The sequence below is a fragment of the Faecalibacterium prausnitzii genome (assembly GCF_049532945.1).
Classification (GTDB): Bacteria; Bacillota; Clostridia; order Oscillospirales; family Ruminococcaceae; genus Faecalibacterium; species Faecalibacterium prausnitzii_N.
The window spans coordinates 509,590-528,952 of the sequence record NZ_CP186691.1; the positions used below are offsets into that span (position 1 = coordinate 509,590).

A 19,363-nucleotide genomic window follows, 5' to 3' on the forward strand; every position below is an offset into this window, starting at 1 on the left:
CTCCTTGCCGCCAGCACGCTTGCTCCGGCATTCGTTTTCCACCAGACGAACTCCTTCCGTCATCGCTACGCGATGCCACCCATTCCCCTTCTGGCACTTTCGTGCCACCTCCCCCGGCCGGGGGAGTCTTTCTCAAGGAGGGAGGCTTTCAGGCTCCCTCTTTGAGGGGGCTGTCGCCGCAGGCGACTGGGGGAGTTCCATTAAGTTCTATAGTCGCCGTTGATCTTGACGTAATCGTAGGTCAGATCGCAGCCCCATGCCTTTGCGGATGCATCGCCGGTGCCCATGTCCACCTTGACCAGCACATCGTGCTCAGCCAGCACCTTGGCGGCTTCGTCCTCGCTGTAGGGGTGGTAGGCGGCGTTTTCGCACACATACACCTCACCGGCCTTGCTGGAAAGCCACACGCAGACCTTATCAATGGAGAAATCGCCGGGGGTGTAGCCGATGGCGCACAGGATGCGGCCCCAGTTGGCATCGCGGCCGAACACTGCGGCCTTGAACAGGTTGGAGCACACCACGCTGCGGCTGACGGCACGGGCGGTCTTCAGGTCGGGGGCGTGGGTCACTTCGCAGGTGATGAGGTGGGTGGCACCCTCGCCGTCACCGGCGTGCTCGGCGCACATGTGCTCGGCAATGGCAGTCAGCGCCGCCACAAAGGCGTGGTAGTCCGCGTTCTCCTCGCAGATCTCCGGGTTGCCTGCAAGGCCGGAAGCCATGATGATCAAGGTATCGTTGGTGGAAGTGTCCAGATCCACGCTCATCTGGTTGTAGGTGCCGGGCACCACGGTCTTGAGGGCCTTTTCCAGCAGGATGGGCGAGACGGCGGCATCGGTGGTGTAGAAGGCCAGCATGGTTGCCATGTTGGGGGCGATCATGCCGCTGCCCTTGCCAATGGCACCCACCGTGCAGGTCTTGCCGCCCAGCTCGAACTGGATGGCGTATTCCTTTTTGTGGGTGTCGGTGGTCATGATGGCGGTGGCGGCATCGGTGCTGCCCTGCTCGTCCGCAGCCAGCTTTGCGGCGGCGGCAGGGATGCCCCGGGCAAAGGGGTCGATGACCATGGGCTGACCGATGACACCGGTGGAAGCGGGCAGAACGTCCTGCGCGGGGATGCCCAGCTCCTTGCCCACCAGCTCACAGCATTCTTCGGCCAGAGCCACGCCGTTGGCGGCGCAAGTGTTGGCGTTGCCGCTGTTCACGATGATCGCCTGTGCGTAGCCGTCCTTCAGGTGGGCGCGGTCCACCTTGATGGGTGCGCCGCAGACCTTGTTGGTGGTGTACACACCGGCGGCGGCGCAGCGCACGTCCGCCTTGATGAGTGCCAGATCGTATTTTTCTGCATGGTTTGCGCGGATGCCGCAGTGCACGCCAGCCGCTGCAAAGCCCTTGGGCGCGCAGATGCCGCCCGATACTTCCTTGTAAGACATATCGTTCTTCCCCCTATCGACCTTTCCGGCCTCGCGTGAGCGATGACGGAGAGGTTTCACTCTAATCCTTCGACCTCGTTCAGACCCAGCATCAGGTTCATGCACTGGACGGCCGCGCCGGAAGAGCCTTTGCCCAGATTATCGAACAGGGAGACCAGCATCATCTGGTCGCCTGCAGCGTTCACGGTCATGTACAGCTCCATGCGGTCGGTACCGGCCATAGCGTTCGAGTACAGGCCGTTCTCCGGCAGCGGTTCGTTCAGGGCGTGGACGGAGACCATCGCGCCATCCTTATAATAGGCGGCGATGCCCTCGGCCACCTGTTCGGCGGTGCTGCCCGCCAGCGTCAGATCCAGCGGCACCAGCACCTGCATGCCGCAGTAGTAATCGCACACCACGGGCACGAACATGGGGGTGTGGGCAAGGCCGCTGATCTTCTGCATTTCCGGCAGGTGCTTATGGGCAAGGCCCAGACCGTAGCTCTTGGGTGCATCCAGCTTGCTGTGCGCCGGGCGATCAGCGCTCTCGTACTCGGCGATCATCTTTTTGCCGCCGCCGGAGTAGCCGGAGATGCCGGTGCAGCTGAAGGGATACTCTGCCGGTACAAGGCCCAGCTCCACCAGCGGGCGGGCAATGCTGATAAAGCCGCTGGCATAGCAGCCGGGCACTGCCACGCGGCAGGAGTTTTTGATTTTTTCCTTCTGGCCCGCCAGCTCCGGGAAGCCGTAGTCCCATGCGGCATCGGTGCGGAAGGCGGTGGAGGTGTCCAGCACCTTCACGTCCGGGCGCAGCAGAGGCATGACCTCTTTGGAAGCGGCATCCGGCAGGCAGAGGAAGGCGAGGTCGGCAGAGTTGATGACCTTCGCCCGCTCGTTCACATCCTTGCGGCCCTCTGCGGAAATGGAAAGCAGCTCGATCTCCGGGCGTTGCGCCAGACGGTCGGCAATGCGCAGACCGGTGGTGCCGGAAGAGCCATCAATAAAAACTTTCACGCTCATGCGTTCTTTTCCTCCCACGCATCCAGCTGTGCGTTTGCCAGTGCGATCTGGTTGTTCACGCTGGCTTCGCTGGGGCCGCCGTAGCTGGTGCGGCCCTCGCAGCACTTGACCAGATCAATGGCATCGTAGATATCGTTCTCGAACAGAGCGCTGTAGCCCTTGAACTCGTCGAGGGTCAGCTCTTCAAGGGTCTTGTCCTTTGCGATGCAGTCGGACACCATGCAGCCGGTCAGCTTGTAGGCATCGCGGAAGGGCATCCCCTTCTTGGTGAGGTAGTCGGCGCAGTCGGTGGCGTTGATAAAGCCCTTGGCGGCGGCGCGGCGCATGTTGGCCGGAATGGTCTTCATGGTGTCCAGCATGGGAGTGACCGTCTTCAGGCACAGCTCCAGCGTATCCACTGCGTCGAAGATAGCTTCCTTATCTTCCTGCATGTCCTTGTTGTAAGCGAGGGGAATGCCCTTCATCATCACCAGAAGGGTGTTCAGGTCGCCGTAGACGCGGCCGGTCTTACCACGGATCAGCTCGGTAACATCGGGGTTCTTCTTCTGCGGCATGATGGAAGAGCCGGTGGTAAAGGCATCGTCCAGCTCAATGAACTTGAACTCCCAGCTGCACCAGAGGATGATCTCCTCGGAAAGCCGGGACAGGTGCATCATGCAGATGGAGATTGCATTGGCCAGCTCGATGCAGAAATCGCGGTCGGACACGCCGTCCAGACTGTTGGCGCAGGGAGCCGCAAAGCCCAGCTTTTCGGCGGTGAACTGGCGGTCCAGCGGGTAGGTGGTGCCAGCCAGCGCGCCGCTGCCCAGCGGGCACTGTGCGTCCATGCGGGCGGTGGCATCCTCAAAGCGCTGCAGGTCGCGCAGCAGCATGGATGCATATGCCATCAGGGCGTGGCCAAAGGTGATGGGCTGGGCACGCTGCAGATGGGTGTAGCCGGGCATGACGGCGGTGGTGTTCTCACCGGCCTTTTTGCAGATGACCTTGATGAGCTCCACAATGTAGGCCTGCAGGGTGTGGCTGTAGTCCCGCAGGGTCAGGCGGATATCCAGCGCCACCTGATCGTTGCGACTGCGGCCGGTGTGCAGCCGCTTGCCGGCGTCGCCGATGCGGGCGGTGAGGGTCTGCTCCACAAAGGTGTGCACATCCTCGGCATTGGGGTCGATCTCCAGCCTGCCGGCTGCCAGATCATCGGCGATGGAAGCCAGACCGTTGAGGATGTCCTCACAGTCCTTTTCCGAGATGATGCCCTGCTTTGCCAGCATGGCGGCGTGCACGCCGCTGCCGCGCATATCCTGCGCGATCATGCGCTGGTCGAAGCGGATGGAGGAGTTGAAGTCGTTCACGCGGGAATCCACGGCCTTGGAAAAACGGCCCTTCCAGAGTTGTTCTGCCATAGTTTTATCCTTTACTTTATGTCCAAACCCTCTCAGTCACGGCTTGCGCCGTGCCAGCTCCCCCGAGGGGGGAGCTTTTCTTCTGCCTGCGAAAAGCAAGAGCTTCCCCACTTGAAGAACGGCTTTGCCGAACTGCGCATAAAGCTCGCCCTTCGGGAGAGCTGGCAAACCCGTCAGGGTTTGACTGAGAGGGTTCGTCAATTTCTTCTAAAAACGGCAAAGCCGCCGCAGGGGAAAACGCTCCTGCGGCGGTGCCGCCGGCAACGATGCCGGTTGGATGGAACTTCCGTGTGAAAGTGTGAAAACACACGAAAGGGAAGATGTTATAGCTGCTTACTTGACCTCCGGCCAGTTCTTGGACAGCTTTGCGCGCTCCTTGATGGACAGGCCGAACAGGTTGATGAAGCCTGTTGCATCAGCCTGATTGTAGTCCTCGTCCTCGCCGAAGGAAGCGGTCTGCTCGTCGTACAGGGTGTACGGAGAGGTGACACCTGCGTTGATCATGTTGCCCTTGTAGAGCTTGAGCTTCACATCGCCGGTGACGGTCTTTTCCAGACTGTCGGCAAAGGCGTCCAGAGCCTCGCGCAGCGGGGTGAACCACTGGCCGTTGTAAACGATATCGGCATACTTCTGGGCCAGCTGAGCCTTGAAGTGAGAGCTTTCCTTATCCAGAGTGATGGTCTCCAGCACATTGATGGCCTTGTACAGGATGGCACCGCCGGGGGTCTCGTACACACCGCGGCTCTTCATGCCCACCAGACGGTTCTCCACGATATCCAGCAGGCCGATGCCGTTCTCGCCGCCCAGTTTGTTCAGGTATTCCACCAGCTCCACAGCGCCCATCTCCTTGCCGTCCACGGCGGTGGGGATGCCCTTTTCAAAGTGGATGGTCACATAGGTGGGCTTATCGGGAGCCTGCTCGGGGCTGATGCCCAGCTCCAGGAAGCCGGGCTTGTTGTACTGGGGCTCGTTGGCGGGGCTTTCCAGATCGAGGCCCTCGTGGCTCAGGTGCCACAGGTTCTTGTCCTTGGAATAGTTGGTCTCGCGGTTGATCTTCAGGGGGATGTGGTGAGCCTCGGCGTAGTCGATCTCCTCGTCACGGCTCTTGATATCCCACTCACGCCACGGAGCAATGATGGCCATATCGGGGCACAGGGCCTTGAGGGTCAGCTCAAAACGCACCTGATCATTGCCCTTGCCGGTGCAGCCGTGGCAGATGGCATCTGCACCTTCCTTGATGGCGATATCAGCCAGAGCCTTGGCGATGCACGGACGTGCAAAGCTGGTGCCCAGCAGGTAGTCCTCGTACTTTGCGCCGAACTTCAGGGTGGGGAAGATGTAGTTCTCCACGAAGTCCTTCTTCAGGTCCAGCACGTACAGTTTGGAAGCGCCGGTAGCCTTGGCCTTTTCTTCCAGACCATCCAGCTCGGTGCCCTGACCCACGTCACCGGAGACAGCGACGACCTCGCAGTTGTTGTAGTTTTCCTTCAGCCAGGGAATGATGATGGAGGTGTCCAGACCGCCGGAGTAAGCCAGCACGACTTTTTTGATGTTTTCCTTTTTCATGATGAACGCTCCTTTGTTTTCATGCTTACACTTTTGTTTTCCTGCACCGGGCGTCCCTCCCGGTGCGCTCGATCTCTCGGTTGCTTATCACGCTTTTTATTATACGCGGCGCGGCTTTTCCGTCAATGCGGAAAACCGCCAAACCTTCTGCCCTTTTCCAGTGCCGTTTGTGGCACTTTGCATGTTTATGCAAATATTTTATTATTTATGCAAATTTTATGCAGTTTTGGTGTATATATTCTTACACATTCTGAAAGCCGTTTCATCCGTCCCGCCGGGCAGGTGCCAAGGTTTCAGCACCGCTTTCCGAAACGCAGAAGAGCCCCGGCAGATGCCGGAGCTCTTCGTTTCGTTTCATTCTGTTTTTCCGTATTTGCAGAGCACGGCCTGCGTCTGCTCTGCCGTCACCATCCGGACGGGGACAGGCTTTTCGTTGCCGGTGCGCAGCGCCAGCCACCAGGTGGACAGGCCCAGCCAGCCGAATTTATACGCCGTGTGCGGGGTGCGGCCCACGCAGGAAAAGCCCAGCTGCGCATGGATGCGCTCGCTGGCGGGGTTCGGGTCGGCCACGAGTGCATAGACGTTCCAGTAGCCGCAGGCGGCCAGCAATTCCAGCAGTGCGCGGTAGAGCAGGGTGCCCACCCCGCAGCCGCAGGCATCCGGGGCGCAGTAGATGGTGCTCTCCACCGACCAGTCGTAGGCCTCACGCGGGTGCCAGCGATGAGCGCAGGCATAGCCCAGCAGCCTGCCGTCTGCGTCCCGCGCCAGCAGCAGCGGGGCCACCTTCAAGGTGTTGTCCACCCAGTCCTCGTATTCTTCCAGCGTGGAGGGCGTGACCTGAAACGTTGCGGTGTGGTGCAGCACATACCAGTTGTACAGTTCCAGAATGTCCTTTGCATCGGCGCGGGACGCCACCGAGAGGCGGGGGAGGTTCTTCTCCTCCCACCCGGCGCAGAGGGCTTCCTTTTTCGCTTTCGGCAGCTTTTTCAGGGCCGCTTCCCGGCGCAGCGCCGCCGACCGGTCCGCGCACCGTTCCAGATAGGCGAACCGCTCCGCCCCCATGGCCCGTGTGGCCTTGGCCCCCCTGCCGGTCTTGTGGGCGTGCAGGCGGGCACCGGGGTCGTTCGTCCAGCCCGTATAGAGCTGACCGCCCGCGCACCGCACCATATACACGTAGGCCCGCTCTTCAGTCTCTTGTTCGGTTCCCGCACTCATGTTACAGTCTCCCGTTGTTTTTCAGTACCTGACGGCAGGCGGCAAGGGCAGTTTCCTTATCCTTGGCGGTGATGAGGAAGCGGCTGGCGTGGCAGAAGCTGATGCCCGGGATGCCGCTCTTCTGCTCAATGACCTCCTGCGGCTGGCCGGCCCAGCTCTGGGGGAAGGGCAGCTTGGGGCGCTTGGTCTTGTGGTCGGTGACGCACTGGGCGCTCCAGCCGCCGCGCTGGCTGGGGTAGATCACGAACAACGCGTCCGTCTTGTACAGGCCGTTCTTCCACGGCAGATAGCAGGGCAGCACCACGATGCCGTCCCGGGAGTTTTTGTAAGCCTGCTGCACCTTTTCGTCGGCGCGGTTCACGGCGTTGGCGCTGGCGATCTGGTTTTCCAAGATCTGCTTTGCCACGGCCACCGCCTTGAAAAAGCAGGTGTCCTGATCCTCTTTGGAGTCCCACACCGGGTTAAAAAAGCCAATGGCATCGCACAGGCTGTTCTGCTCGCCGGTGTTATCGTTGAGGTCCAGCGGCTGGATGAAGTTCTCGTCAATGAGCCGGGCCTGACGCTCACCCACAAGGCCGGGGCCGAGCACCCGCCACAGCAGGCCGAAGGCCGCATAGGGCACGCCATTGGGGCGGCACTCCCGCGGCTCCTGATGGTGGTCGAACATACCAAAGCCCACATCGTACACGATGCCGTCAAAATCATCCGGCACCACAAAGCCGCGGGTGATCTTGATGTCCGGGCGCAAAATTTGCAGCAGGGCAGTGGCAAACACATCGTCGGCGTGGAACTTGCCAGCGTGTGTAAAACCATTTGCGGGAATTTTCATATCTGTACCTCATTCTCAACAGTGTCTTTGAGGACAGTATAGCACATTCTGCGGAGCGGGACAAATAGAGAACGCAAAAAGGCCCAAACCGGGCAGAGATTTCCGGTTCGGGCCTTTGTTTTCATCAGATGGTTCCGCCGATCTTCTTGGCAAGAGCTTCCACTTCTTCGTCTGTCAGTTCATGACCGCTCTGATCTTTTACAGTCACGCTATGGCCTGCACTGTACGTAACCGTATAGACACTCCAATCATTCGGAATGCTCAGGATCGCAGAATCCGGGATCGACTTACTGCACTGAACGTGAACGATCTGTTCATCCGCCGTATCCGGAGAAGAAACCAAATACACCAGACTGCCCGTATTGTCATAGCAGAACATCTGGGTCTCCGTCCTCTTCGTATCCTTATCTTCCATCGTGATTGCTTCCGTGTAATAAGGGACCGCATTGATGACACGCGTGGTCTTCTTCACAGTATAATTCGTCTCAGGATCAAGAACTGTATTATCATCCGGATTTGTTGCGTTCATGGTATAGCTTCTCATGATCGCGATCTTCTGGTTCGAATACAGTTCATACTGATTCAAGACATTGTTTTGAGTCAAATCGGCAAGTGCTTCTGCTACCTTTCCATTTTTATAGGTCACTTTGGTATACGACTTTCGTCCATCCGTAACCGATTCCGTACAAACAACATCCTGCGAGGCCGGTTTTACCGGTTCCGCCTTGATGTATACTTTTTTTGCAGACCCATATTCCAGCGCCCACTTATAGGTGCGGCTCTTGTTGAATTCGATCGTCGAGCCGTCTGCCACTTCTTCGTCTTTCTTGTCTTCCGGCTTGCTCTCTGCGGGCGGGTCTTTCTTTTCGTCGTCTTTCTTGTCTTCCGGTTTGCTGTCGGTGCTGTCGTCCTTTTTTTCTTCGCCCTGCGAAGTGCCCGGATTGCTCGGCGTTTCCGGAGCGCTGGGGGCATCACCGCCACCGCAGGCAGTCATCAGAGACAGAGCCATTGCCGCCGCCAAAATGCTGACTGCAACACGTTTCATCATACGCATAGTTCATTCCTCCATTTTGTTTTTATGGACAACTCCCCAAAACAAGCCATCCATTTTTTCTCATCTTACTCTCTTCCAAAACTCCTGTCAACGCCTTTTGAAAAGTTCATCGGATATGGAAAATTTCCGTCCTGTTTTTAGAGCAATCTGACAAAAAGAGCCGCCCTGCAGCGCACGGCAGGACGGCCCTTTTCCTTGGGATTCAGTGTTTTTTCGTCTTCGTCACCGCTCTGGTCGTGGTCTTTGTCACGGCCGTGGTGGGCTTGACGGCGGGGGAGAGGTTCGGCTTTCTGGTGAGGGCCGTGGTAGCAGCAGGCTCGCCGAGGGCCAGCACCTCGCTCAGTTCCCTCTGAACGGTGTCGTTGTCGGCATCGGTGACGGCCAGCACATCGGAGTAGAACTGCTCCATGCCCTCGCGGGTGGAGAAGGTGGCAACGTACATCTGGTTGCCCATGGCACCGCTCAGCGCGTCCGGCATGCGGTCCACCATGCGTATGTTCTGCTGGTACTTCTGCATGATCTGCTCGTGGCTGTACACAAAGTGCTTGCCGTCGCGGCGGCCTGCAAACGGGCAGTAGAAGTGCTCGCCCACCGGCATATCGGTGCCGCCAAAGGCGATCATGTCCGCCCAGATCTTGTAGACGTTGGTGGAGCGGGCAAAGTTGATCATATCCGGGGTGAAGCCGCCGCAGGGGCGCATGTTGACCTCCAGCGCCACGATCTGGCCCTTTTTGCCCATGCTGGCCTGATTCTCGGTCATGCGGAAGAACTCAAAGTGGATGAAGCGGCTCTTCACGCCAAAGCTCTTGACGGCGGCACGGCCTGCAGCGCGGGTGTCCTCGGGCAGGTCCTTGATGATGTAGTAGATGGAGTTGTCGTTGTCGTTGACGATATCCATGATGGACATGGGGCTGACGTTGCCGGCCTCAAAGATGGGGTTGCCGTTGGCATCGATGATGGCATCGTAGCTGTTCACCTCGGCCCGGACGAACTCCTCCATGATGTACTCCACATCCGGGTGATGGGCCGTCTTCTGCACGAGGAACTTTTTCAGGTCCTCGTCGCTGGACAGCTTGTGGGTATCGGATGCGCCCACGCCGTTATCCGGCTTTACCACCACCGGGTAGCCCACCTCGTCGATGAACTTCCGGCAGCCCTCGTAATCGTCCACCATGTGGTAGCGTGCGGTGGCGATGCCGGCCTTCTGGTAATACTCCTTCATCTTGCTCTTGTACTTGATGCGGGGCATATCGGAGGTCTGGAAGCCGGAGGTGATGTGGAAATCGGTGCGCAGGGCTGCGTCCCGCTCCAGCCAATATTCATTGTTGGACTCCAGCCAGTCGATGCGGCCATACTTGAAGGCAAAAAAGGCCACGGCGCGGTAGACCTCGTCGTAGTTTTCCAGACTGCCCACCTTGTAGTACTCGTTCAGGCTGTCCTTCAGCTCTGGCTTCAGCTCATCGTAGGGCTGGTCGCCGATGCCCAGCACATTCATGCCGTTGTTTTTCAGCTCACGGCAGAACTGCCAGTAGTTGGTGGGAAAGTTGGGCGAAATAAAAATAAAATTCTGCATGGTTTTACGATTCCTCTTTCCTCTATAAACCTCTATAAAAACTCCCTCCGTCACGGCTTCGCCGTGCCAGCTCCCTCCGGGAGGGAGGCGTCCCTCTCAGTCATCGCTGCGCGATGCCAGCTCCCCCGAAGGGGGAGCTTATTTGCTGCAAACCGTCAGATGCATCAAAGCTCGCCCTTCGGGAGAGCTGGCGCGTCAGCGCCTGAGAGGGTTTGTTTTACTGCTCGCCCAGAATATACGGCATGTAATATGCAGTCTGCTTATACCACCAGTTCCAGTCGTGGTTCACATCGTGGCCCCACAGGTCTACCCAGATGGGGATGTTCTTGGCCTCGAAGATGCGCTTGAGGAACCATGTGGTGTCCGGCTGCTCCCAGTCGCCCTGACCGCAGCAGATGACCGCCTTCTGGCTGCGGAACAGCTGCATGTAGGGGTGATCCTCCGGGAAGTTCTTCATGTAGTCCACGGGCGAGTTCATGTACACCAGCTCGTCCATATAATTGCCGAAGCCATAGTGGGCCGTGTAGATGCCGCTGAGGGCCAGACAGCCGCAGAACACATCCGGGCGGCGCAGGTACAGGTTGACCGCATGGGTGGCACCCAGACTGCAGCCAAAGGCAATGACGCCCGGTTCGTCGTTCCAGCCGTTCCGCTCGCGGGCGATGTGGCGGATCTTGGGCACAGCCTCCTCCACGATATAGCGCAGCCACTGCTCATAGCGGCGAATGCGCCAATAGGGGTCGCCCTGCGTGTCGGACCAGGTCTCCTTGTCCATGGTATCAATGGAGATCACCATAATCTTACCAGCATCGATCCATGGGGCAAGGGTGTCGGCCATATGGAAGTTCTCAAAATCGAAGAAGCGGCCATCCTGACAGGGGATGTACAGCATCGGGCGGCCTGCGTGGCCGTAAATTTTGCACTCCATGTCGCGGCCCAGCGCCGGGCTGTAGTCCTTAAAATACTGCATTTCCATCGTGGGTCCCTCCTTATAATCGGGTCGTCGGGTCAATCCAGTTCGTACATCAGAGTATGGAACATAAAGGGCAGCTGTTTTTCCCAGCTGGCTTCGCTGTGGGTGCCGCCGGGCACGATGCGGCTGGTAAGGTGGATGCCCCGGGTCATGACCTTTGCGCACATCTCTGCAAAGCCGCAGCGCATCCCGTCGTGGTTGCCCATCTCGCGGGAACCGTAGTCCATGTACAGCACGGTGCCCGGCTCCAGCTTTGCGCGGCCCACAAGGCCGGAAAGCTTTTCCGGCGACACCCAGATGGACGGCGACAGCGCCGCCGCACGGCTGAAAGTGTCGTTGTACTGCAAAAGGGCGTACAGGCTCATCAGGCCGCCCATGCTGCTGCCGCCGATGAAGGTGTGCTCCCGGTCGGGCAGGGTGCGGAAGTTGCGGTCGATGAAGGGTTTGAACCGGTGGATATACCAGCTCATGGTCGCAGCCCCCTTGCCGTCAAAGTGACCATAGGTCGGGTCGTCGAACCGGTAGGGCGAATACTCCACCAGCCGTTCGTTGTTGGCTCCGGCGTTGCACTCCACCGCCGCCACGATCAGCGGGGTGTCGGTGTAGTCCAGATAATCGGCCACGCCCCAGCTTTTGCCAAAGGTGGCATCCTCGTCAAAAAAGACGTTCTGGCCGTCGAACATATACAGCACCGGATACCGGCGGTCGGGGTCAGCTTCATACATCGTGGGCAGATAAACATATACTCTGCGCTGCTCGGTGCCGTTGACGGCAGGGTAGCTCACGCTCCATTTTTTGACCATGGTCCTGGTCCCTCTCAATCCTCTTACTCTATGCTTAGTCTAGCACCATCCCGGCAGAATTGCAATTCTGAACCAAGACCACAGGGCAGATTGCGCTGCAAAGCGCCTGAGCGGTTGATACAGCAAACGCCGCCCGGTGAGCTGCCGGACGGCGCTTGCGGAATTCGGAACAAGGAAAGAAACTTGCAGCTTAGTACTTCTTCTCCACCGGAACGATCCAGCCCTTGGTATCGGGGATCTTGCCCCACTGCATACCGGTCATGGTGTCGTACAGCTTCTGGGTGACAGGGCCGATCTTGCCGTCGCCGATGTAGGCGTGCTCGCCCTTCCAGACCAGCTCCTTGACGGGGGAGACGACAGCGGCGGTACCGGTGCCGAACACCTCTTCCAGCTTGCCTTCGCGGGCAGCAGCCATGATGTCGGCAATGGCGATCTTGCCCTCGACGACCTCATAGCCCCAGTCCTTCAGCAGCTCGATGCAGCTGCGGCGGGTAACGCCGGGCAGAACGGTGCCGACGGTAGCAGCGGTGTACACCTTGCCGTCGATCTTGAACATGATGTTCATGCTGCCAACTTCCTCGACGTACTTCTTCTCCACGCCGTCCAGCCACAGCACCTGTGCGTAGCCCTGCTCCTCGGCCAGCTCGCCGGCCTTGATGGAAGCAGCGTAGTTGCCGCCGCACTTGGTGAAGCCGGTCAGGCCGGGAGCGGCACGGATGTACTCGTCTTCAACATAGATGCGGACGGGGTTGATGCCCTCGGCATAGTAAGCGCCCGAGGGAGCGCAGATGATGCAGAAAATGTAGTGCTTGGAAGCGTGCACGCCCAGACCCACGTCGTTTGCAAACACGAAGGGACGGATATACAGGGAAGCACCGTCGGAATGGGGCACCCAGTCACGGTCCACATCCACCAGCGTCTCAACGGCCTGAATGTAGTCCTCCACAGGGATCTTGGGGATGCACAGACGGTCGGCGGAGTCCTGGAAACGCTTTGCGTTGCAGTCCGGGCGGAACAGCTGGACGGTATCATCGGCCGTGCGGTATGCCTTCATGCCCTCAAAGATCTCCTGAGCGTAGTGGAACACGACAGTAGCCGGGTCCAGTTCAAAGGGGCCGTAGGGGACAATGCGGGCATCGTGCCAGCCTTCGCCCTCGGTGTAATCCATCACGAACATATGGTCGGTGAACTTCTTGCCGAAGCCGAGTTTGGTCTCATCCTGCGGCTTCTCTTTCGGACAGGTCGTCCGGGTGATCTTGATATCCAACATGATTTATTTTCCCTCTTTCCTGATCTCACACAGCTGACACACGCGGCTCCCTCCGCGCTTTCCAGATGTCAAATGTTGTTTTCTATTATAATATCATGAACGCATTTTTCAAGGAATCAAAAAATCTTTCATGTTTGGGGGCTGTAAGTTGTCGCAAATTGTGATATTATTTTTGTGAGCAGCCCTCTCCGTCATTGCTAACGCAATGCCACCTCTCCCAAAGGGAGAGGCTTTGGCATGTCGGGCAGAGTGCAAGATCGCCTGCGGCTCCCATAGCCGTGGGCCCTGTCCCCATTGGCAGCTCCTGTCTGCCTCTTTTGCGGAGCCCGGATGTTTCCGGGCCGCTCCACCTTCTTCATTTTCTACGATCAAAACCGTCCTGCCAAAGGCTCTCCCTTTGGGAGAGCTGGCGCAAAGCGCCTGAGAGGGCAGGGACGCAAACAGAAAGGATACCTTATGATAAACGGCGTCATTTTTGATATGGACGGGCTGATGTTCGACACCGAGCGCATCTGGGCCACATTCTGGGAACCGGCTCTGGCGGCACTGGGGCTTCCTTATAAAAAGGGCCTCAGTGAGGCCGCGCGGGGCACCGCAGGCGAAACTCTGCGGAATGTCGTGCGTCAATTCTACGGGCAGGACTGCGATGCGGCCGCCATCGTAGACAGCCTGCACGCGGTGGCCGACAAGGCGTTCCAGAAGCCGGTGCCCAAAAAGCCGGGTCTGGATGAACTCATCGCCTATCTGGAAGCGCAGCACATTCCCATGGTGGTGGCTTCCTCCAGCCGGATGGATGTCATCCAGCGCAATCTGGACAACTGGGGGATGCGCTCCTATTTCAGCGTCCTCGCCTCCGGCCAGCAGGTGACCCGCTCCAAGCCCGACCCGGAGATCTTCCTTCTGGCGGCGGAGAAGCTGGGCGTTGCGCCCGGACACGCCCTTGTGCTGGAGGACAGCTACAACGGCGTGCGCGCCGGTGCGCGGGGCGGCTTTGTCACCGTGATGGTGCCGGACCTTGCCCCCGCCGACGACGAGATGCGCCGTCTGTACACCGCCGAGTGCCGGAGCCTGTTCGAGGTGCTCGACGGCCTCAAGGCGAACCGCTGGTAATGTGATACGCAAAAACACCCGTTGGCCCTGTCCATCCAGTTCCCTTATACATTGACCCAGCGGGAGACCACCTGAACCGATACAAACAGCGACGCCGTCGGCAAATGCCGACGGCGTCGTTCTGCGTTTTCTGTTATTTGCACCCGACCATGATGTCGATGATCTCGCGGTTCGTTTCCTTCATGCCCTGTTTGCCCAGGCGGCCCACGTTCCGCAGTGAGTTTTCCACGCCCTTGGCGACGATGCCGTCGCCGCCGCGGAACTGCTGGCCCCGGATATACATATTATAGCCGAGCAGCCCGGCTTCCACTGCCGTGGCGATCTTGGCCGCACAGCTGGCCTTGGCACCATCGCAGACGACGCCCGACACGATGGCCAGCGCATTGACCACCGTGTGGATGATGGCTTCATACCCGCCGCCGCAGAGATAGGCGATGCCCGCACCGGCCCCCGCGCCCGCACTGATGGCACCGCAGTAGGCGGACAGGGTGCCGATGCCGGTCTTTTCGTGGATGGTGGTCAGGTTGGAGAGGGTGAGCGCCCGGTACAGCTGCTCTTCGCTCACCTTGAGTTCCCGCGCATAGACGATGACCGGCACTGAGGCAGTGATGCCCTGATTGCCGCTGCCGGAGTTGATGATGACCGGCAGCTCACAGCCGTTCATGCGGGCATCCGAACCGGCGGCCGCCTTGGCCTTGGCCCGCACCCGCACATCATTGCCCTCCATGTCCAGCAGGACGCTGCCGATGTTGGCCCCGTAATCGCCCCGCAGACCCTCTTCGGCAATGGCCATGTTGTACCGGATCTGCGGGTCTAAAATCGGTTTCACGTCCTCGATGTCCACCGAATGGACAAAATCCCAGATGTGCTCCATGTCGAGCAGGCTGCGGTCGGTCAGGTTCTCCTCCTCGTCGCCGTGGACGGGCAGGTCCAGCAGGACTTCGCCGTCCTTCTCAATGCGGACGATGTTGGTGTGAAAGACTGCGATGCGCACCTGCGCGGTGTGCGCCCCCTTCCAGACCGTGACGATGATATCAAAGGTGACGCCGTTCTCCACATGCTCGACCTTCACATCGGCCTGCTCCAGATAGGCGCGGATGGCCTTCGTCTCCTCCGGTGTCACATCGGCGATGACTTCCAGCTTCTGCTCCGGGCGGCCAGCCACGATGCCCGCCGCTGCGGCGGCTTCCAGACCCTTCATATTATCGGTGTTGGGCACGATGACCGACTTGACATTCTTGATCATACTTCCGCTGGCCCCGACCCGCACCCGGTCCGGGAGTTCCCCCAGCGTCTGCCGGGCCACTGCGGCGGCATAGGCCACCGCAATGGGCTCTGTGCAGCCCATTGCCGGGATGAGCTCCTCTTTTAAGATCTGAAGGTATGCCTGGTATCTCTGTTCGGTTTTTTCCATCTTCCGTCGTCCCCTTTTTCTCCATTGTACCGGAAGCTGCGGCAAAACACAATGCGTCCCGCAAAATTTGCCCGGCATCCGGGGCAGACCAGAAGACCGTCCGCGGCCTGACTGTGACCGTGAAGAGCGTTCCCGACGGGGAACGCCCTGTTGTACATATCGCTATCGTCTGTGGATCTTGGCAGGGTGCGTCCGGGTGGCGCACCCTGTTTTTTAGTGTGTGTTTAACAAATAATCATTGCGTAGCTTTGACGAGCAAAGACAGCAGATGCCGCTACACCACAGGACGATATTACTTAACATTTAGAAAATAATGTCCAGATATTTTTGGGCCTCATTACGAATAATCTGCAAGTCATCCTCGTATCTCATAACTTTGCAAATGTAAAAGGCCTCACGATATCGCTCTGCACTCTCTTCTTTTTTGCCAAGGAAGAAATCACACTCAGCTTCGATTTCCAGACAAGAGTGAAGTACTTGATAATGTCCATATTTAATGCAAGCTTCTTTTCCATTTCTTGCAACTCTTGCGCTTTCTTCATATCTTTCCAACAAGTCCAGAGATCTGGCAAAATTGTAGAGAACCAAAGGAAGCATCCTGTTTGATGTGACCATTTCTTGGAGATGGCGTCTCATATACTGAAGCAACCGATAAAAAATATCGGCTGCTTTTTCATTATCACCAGCCAAGGAATAAGCATTTCCAATTTGATTGACTAGCTTCATTTCGTCCAACGTGTAAAGATAGTCTTCAATTTTACTCAGTTGGAAATTTGGTATAGTCATTTGAATAGCTTGCATAAGCATTTGGATTCGCTCGTCACTTGAATACCTTTTATCCAGCCCACCAAGAAGAACCTTTGATCGGAGAATAAATTGCTGTGTAATTTGATCATCTGGCTTTACAATTTTTTCAAGCTGACTGATTTTATCAAAGCCTTCATTAACGTGTTTCAGCGCATTGCATGCCACGATTTCCTTTTCCAATGCCTCAATTTCCAGCTCCTCTGGTGTTACAAGTGCATAATACCGATCATCTGGCAAGCCAAGGCGTTGTAGAATAGCATTGATCCTTGTACGACTGGGGGTCTGCCTTCCATTTTCAAATCTGGAGAGAGTAACAGGCTCGCAAATGCCTGCACAGACTTGCTCCTGCGTCAAATTCAACTCCTGCCGTCGCTGGCGGATATAATCACCAAGCCTATAGTTCTGCATTCTTCAGTACCTCAGATAATCAATATTATAATTATTATAGTATGCCTTATGTCATCACGCAAGCACTTCTCTCGTTGACTTGTCGTCTTATGAAATTATTTATTACACCAGACGATATGGTCAACCGGTTTTTACTGTGATAAGATGTAGACACCGCAAAACTCACGGCTTAACATAAAAGAAGTAAACCGTTGAGTAGAGCCAAATACAACAGAAAGGAGACTTCAAATGAAACAATATCTTGAAAAACGTGGAATCTACATTACTTGGTCTCAGCTGGTTATGCGAATCATTTTTGACTTGGTGGGCTTTTTGCTTGCCTTGTTGCCTGCTGGCCTAACTCTGTATCTTACAGATGTCTGGATTACCTCAGGCACTCATATGCCAACCTCGTGGATTTTGGGAATCATTGTTTGTGTTTTTTTAATTCATTTTTACCAGTTTTATTTCGTCAACTATAATTCTCAGATGAACGCAGATCGCATGGCGGGTAATTACCGCCAACATCTGGCGCAAAAGATTTTGAGTAGCAGTATCCCTGCCTATGAGAGCCAGAACAAAGCCCGTATTCAAAATATGGCTAACGATGTCAGTGCGATATATACTGTAAGTAGCTATTTGGTCACAGTACCTGCAAACTTAGTTAAAGTAATTGTCATCATTGGACTTCTGCTTTTCTATGCCAGCCCATCTGTTGCACTGACAGCAATCATTTTGATTCCGCTCTACATGGTTCCCAGTTTTCTTAACAAAAGCGAACTGGAAAGACTAGTAGCCAAGGAGAGGGAAGCTGGAGATTTATGGTTTCAGGAATTTGATGTAATTCTCAACGGCAAGGTTAGCATTACTCTAAACAAGGTCGAAAATTATATGCAGAACCGCTATAATGAGGCTCTGAAGTCATATCTTGATGCTCGCAATCGTCAACACTTTCTTCTGCTGATCGTGCAAGAATTCCCTCTTTTTGTCACCACATTGGCACCTCTGCTTATTTTAATCATTGGTGGAAACCAAGTGGTGTTGCAAAACATGACCATCGGTCAGCTGTTATTCTCTATTCAGATTATTGCCTACCTGTTCAATCCTCTGTCAGAAATTTCTCAACTTCATGCCCAGATTATCAGCCAGAAGCCATCATTCGATCGTGTGGCAGACTTTCTTGCCATGCCAGATCAGCAAAAGAATACAGAAACTGTAGCCCCTCCAAAAATCGAGGCTCATAATATCGACCTGATGCGATCGGAGAGTGAGGCGCTTTTCCATGTGAACGACTTTATTGTCCACGGGAAAGGTTTGGTGCTGATCCATGGAGAAAATGGCTGCGGCAAGTCATCTTTGTTCAATATAATCTCTGGTGTGTTTGCCCCGGACGCAAAGCATCTCCGTTTCAACGAAAACGGAAGATTTAACTGCGACCAATCAAAACCAAGTTATCTTTTCTATCCTAACTTCATTTTTCCAGGTACAGTCCGAGAAAACATTGTTTGTGGACGAAAGATTTCCAATACACAGTATCAAGAACTTGAAACTGTTCTTCAGCTGCCTCCCGCTGACAAGCAGGTGACTATCAAGCCTGAGAATCTTTCTCTGGGCGAAAAGCAAAAGATTTATCTAGCACGTACCCTTTTGGGTAACTCTTCTTGCATCTTGCTGGACGAACCCGGAAGCAACCTTGACGAAAAAACTGAACATAGCCTGATCAATTACTTGTTAAAGCTCAAGGAAAAAAAGTTAATTCTCGTTATCAGTCACAATGCCTACTATGATGCCGTAGCAGATAAAACTTACGAGATTCGTAAAGGAATGATGCATCAGGTACAATCACATTAAGCTGTCTACGGATCGTCAAAGGAGCGTGCGTTTGAACAAAAAGAAAAAGTCCACAAACATTTCCCCTTATCCCGATGAAGCCAGCAAAGAAAAACAGAGCGTTCCGACGGGGAGCGCCCTGTTGTACATATCGCTATCGTCTGTGGATCTTGGCAGGGTGCGTCCGGGTGGTGCACCCTGTTTTTTGTTTGCGTTTAATCTTCTAACCCATGGTTCCCGGCCACCGGCCTGTATGATTTGCTACAGGTCGGTGGCCGGTTCTGTTATTTTTCGATTTCTTCCAATGTAGGCATGGCAGGGATAGCACCATGGCGGCTGGTGGTGATGCTGGCAGCTTTATTGGCAAAGGCCAGAATGCCTTCCAGCTTGTCCACCGTCAGAGTGTCCAGCTCCTCCTTGCAGAGCTTGGACAGAGCCGCCCCAAAGAAGGTATCGCCTGCGCCGTTGATGTCGCCTACCTTGCAGGGAGCGCCAGCCACACGGCCGGTCTTGTCCCCAAAGCGGTAGAACACGCCATTTGCACCCAAGGTGACGAAAATCAGCCGGATGCCGTTCTGGGCAAGCTGGGCTGTGCCCTCGGCACAGTCGGTGGTGCCGATGAGCAGGGGCAGCTCCTCATCGGACACTTTCAGGATATCCACCAGCGGCAGGGGAGCTCTTTTGGAATTGCTGAAGGATGCCGACCC

At 56.3% G+C, this 19,363-nt stretch carries 16 protein-coding genes; 2 read left to right on the forward strand and 14 right to left on the reverse strand.

Annotated features, from left to right (window positions below; all coding sequences use genetic code 11):
- Positions 1-200: 200 nt before the first annotated feature.
- The 11 genes from argJ to ACNQFG_RS02605 form a co-directional block, all read right to left on the reverse strand.
- Positions 201-1,430: a bifunctional glutamate N-acetyltransferase/amino-acid acetyltransferase ArgJ gene (argJ, locus tag ACNQFG_RS02555; RefSeq protein ID WP_423405874.1), complete on the reverse strand. Its 1,230-nt coding sequence runs from the start codon at positions 1,428-1,430 to the stop codon at positions 201-203.
- Positions 1,431-1,486: 56 nt separating this feature from the next.
- Positions 1,487-2,428 (reverse strand): N-acetyl-gamma-glutamyl-phosphate reductase, encoded by a 942-nt coding sequence (gene argC, locus ACNQFG_RS02560; RefSeq protein WP_423405875.1) that lies wholly within the window; start codon positions 2,426-2,428, stop codon positions 1,487-1,489.
- On the reverse strand, positions 2,425-3,825 hold the full coding sequence (gene argH, locus ACNQFG_RS02565; RefSeq protein WP_154255776.1) for an argininosuccinate lyase: 1,401 nt from the start codon (positions 3,823-3,825) through the stop codon (positions 2,425-2,427). The genes argC and argH overlap by 4 nt, the downstream gene beginning before the upstream one ends.
- 333 nt (positions 3,826-4,158) lie before the next feature.
- Positions 4,159-5,391 carry an argininosuccinate synthase gene (locus ACNQFG_RS02570; protein ID WP_044953332.1) on the reverse strand — a complete coding sequence of 411 codons (1,233 nt, stop codon included), beginning with the start codon at positions 5,389-5,391 and terminating at the stop codon, positions 4,159-4,161.
- 354 nt (positions 5,392-5,745) lie between these two features.
- Complete coding sequence (locus tag ACNQFG_RS02575; protein ID WP_423405876.1) at positions 5,746-6,606, reverse strand: GNAT family N-acetyltransferase; 861 nt, start codon at positions 6,604-6,606, stop codon at positions 5,746-5,748.
- Between the two features lies 1 nt (position 6,607).
- Positions 6,608-7,435 carry an MYG1 family protein gene (locus tag ACNQFG_RS02580; RefSeq protein WP_423405877.1) on the reverse strand — a complete coding sequence of 276 codons (828 nt, stop codon included), beginning with the start codon at positions 7,433-7,435 and terminating at the stop codon, positions 6,608-6,610.
- Between the two features lie 124 nt (positions 7,436-7,559).
- Complete coding sequence (locus ACNQFG_RS02585; protein WP_423405878.1) at positions 7,560-8,489, reverse strand: hypothetical protein; 930 nt, start codon at positions 8,487-8,489, stop codon at positions 7,560-7,562.
- 202 nt (positions 8,490-8,691) lie between these two features.
- The gene (locus ACNQFG_RS02590; RefSeq protein ID WP_423405879.1) at positions 8,692-10,062 is read right to left on the reverse strand and encodes an ATP-grasp domain-containing protein; all 1,371 of its coding nucleotides are present in this window, start codon (positions 10,060-10,062) and stop codon (positions 8,692-8,694) included.
- A gap of 217 nt (positions 10,063-10,279) precedes the next feature.
- Complete coding sequence (locus ACNQFG_RS02595; protein ID WP_423405880.1) at positions 10,280-11,038, reverse strand: esterase family protein; 759 nt, start codon at positions 11,036-11,038, stop codon at positions 10,280-10,282.
- A gap of 32 nt (positions 11,039-11,070) precedes the next feature.
- Entirely contained in the window at positions 11,071-11,838 is a 768-nt protein-coding gene (locus tag ACNQFG_RS02600) for an alpha/beta hydrolase (protein ID WP_423405881.1), read from the reverse strand.
- Positions 11,839-12,028: 190 nt separating this feature from the next.
- Positions 12,029-13,108 carry a branched-chain amino acid aminotransferase gene (locus tag ACNQFG_RS02605; protein WP_423405882.1) on the reverse strand — a complete coding sequence of 360 codons (1,080 nt, stop codon included), beginning with the start codon at positions 13,106-13,108 and terminating at the stop codon, positions 12,029-12,031.
- 456 nt (positions 13,109-13,564) lie between these two features.
- On the opposite strand from ACNQFG_RS02605, the gene ACNQFG_RS02610 reads away from it, so the two are divergent.
- Positions 13,565-14,218, forward strand: coding sequence for an HAD family hydrolase (locus ACNQFG_RS02610; protein WP_423405883.1), 654 nt, complete (start codon positions 13,565-13,567; stop codon positions 14,216-14,218).
- Positions 14,219-14,351: 133 nt separating this feature from the next.
- Here the strand turns inward: ACNQFG_RS02610 and ACNQFG_RS02615 are convergent, their stop codons facing one another.
- Together ACNQFG_RS02615 and ACNQFG_RS02620 are read right to left on the reverse strand one after the other, a co-directional pair.
- A complete protein-coding gene (locus ACNQFG_RS02615; protein ID WP_423405884.1) occupies positions 14,352-15,632 on the reverse strand; it encodes a serine dehydratase subunit alpha family protein in 1,281 nt (426 codons plus the stop codon).
- Positions 15,633-15,935: 303 nt separating this feature from the next.
- The gene (locus ACNQFG_RS02620; protein WP_423405885.1) at positions 15,936-16,847 is read right to left on the reverse strand and encodes a helix-turn-helix domain-containing protein; all 912 of its coding nucleotides are present in this window, start codon (positions 16,845-16,847) and stop codon (positions 15,936-15,938) included.
- A 228-nt stretch (positions 16,848-17,075) separates the two neighbouring features.
- On the opposite strand from ACNQFG_RS02620, the gene ACNQFG_RS02625 reads away from it, so the two are divergent.
- Positions 17,076-18,677: an ATP-binding cassette domain-containing protein gene (locus ACNQFG_RS02625; RefSeq protein WP_423405886.1), complete on the forward strand. Its 1,602-nt coding sequence runs from the start codon at positions 17,076-17,078 to the stop codon at positions 18,675-18,677.
- Positions 18,678-18,940: 263 nt separating this feature from the next.
- Here the strand turns inward: ACNQFG_RS02625 and ACNQFG_RS02630 are convergent, their stop codons facing one another.
- The gene (locus tag ACNQFG_RS02630) at positions 18,941-19,318 is read right to left on the reverse strand and encodes a carbohydrate kinase family protein (RefSeq protein WP_423405887.1); all 378 of its coding nucleotides are present in this window, start codon (positions 19,316-19,318) and stop codon (positions 18,941-18,943) included.
- Positions 19,319-19,363: the final 45 nt, after the last annotated feature.

Excerpts from the sequence above, each read along its gene's own strand:
- argJ (WP_423405874.1), bottom strand. The coding sequence starts at position 1,430 with ATGTCTTACAAGGAAGTATCGGGCGGCATCTGCGCGCCCAAGGGCTTT.
- argC (WP_423405875.1), bottom strand. The coding sequence starts at position 2,428 with ATGAGCGTGAAAGTTTTTATTGATGGCTCTTCCGGCACCACCGGTCTG.
- argH (WP_154255776.1), bottom strand. The coding sequence starts at position 3,825 with ATGGCAGAACAACTCTGGAAGGGCCGTTTTTCCAAGGCCGTGGATTCC.
- ACNQFG_RS02570 (WP_044953332.1), bottom strand. The coding sequence starts at position 5,391 with ATGAAAAAGGAAAACATCAAAAAAGTCGTGCTGGCTTACTCCGGCGGT.
- ACNQFG_RS02575 (WP_423405876.1), bottom strand. The coding sequence starts at position 6,606 with ATGAGTGCGGGAACCGAACAAGAGACTGAAGAGCGGGCCTACGTGTAT.
- ACNQFG_RS02580 (WP_423405877.1), bottom strand. The coding sequence starts at position 7,435 with ATGAAAATTCCCGCAAATGGTTTTACACACGCTGGCAAGTTCCACGCC.
- ACNQFG_RS02585 (WP_423405878.1), bottom strand. The coding sequence starts at position 8,489 with ATGCGTATGATGAAACGTGTTGCAGTCAGCATTTTGGCGGCGGCAATG.
- ACNQFG_RS02590 (WP_423405879.1), bottom strand. The coding sequence starts at position 10,062 with ATGCAGAATTTTATTTTTATTTCGCCCAACTTTCCCACCAACTACTGG.
- ACNQFG_RS02595 (WP_423405880.1), bottom strand. The coding sequence starts at position 11,038 with ATGGAAATGCAGTATTTTAAGGACTACAGCCCGGCGCTGGGCCGCGAC.
- ACNQFG_RS02600 (WP_423405881.1), bottom strand. The coding sequence starts at position 11,838 with ATGGTCAAAAAATGGAGCGTGAGCTACCCTGCCGTCAACGGCACCGAG.
- ACNQFG_RS02605 (WP_423405882.1), bottom strand. The coding sequence starts at position 13,108 with ATGTTGGATATCAAGATCACCCGGACGACCTGTCCGAAAGAGAAGCCG.
- ACNQFG_RS02610 (WP_423405883.1), top strand. The coding sequence starts at position 13,565 with ATGATAAACGGCGTCATTTTTGATATGGACGGGCTGATGTTCGACACC.
- ACNQFG_RS02615 (WP_423405884.1), bottom strand. The coding sequence starts at position 15,632 with ATGGAAAAAACCGAACAGAGATACCAGGCATACCTTCAGATCTTAAAA.
- ACNQFG_RS02620 (WP_423405885.1), bottom strand. The coding sequence starts at position 16,847 with ATGCAGAACTATAGGCTTGGTGATTATATCCGCCAGCGACGGCAGGAG.
- ACNQFG_RS02625 (WP_423405886.1), top strand. The coding sequence starts at position 17,076 with ATGAAACAATATCTTGAAAAACGTGGAATCTACATTACTTGGTCTCAG.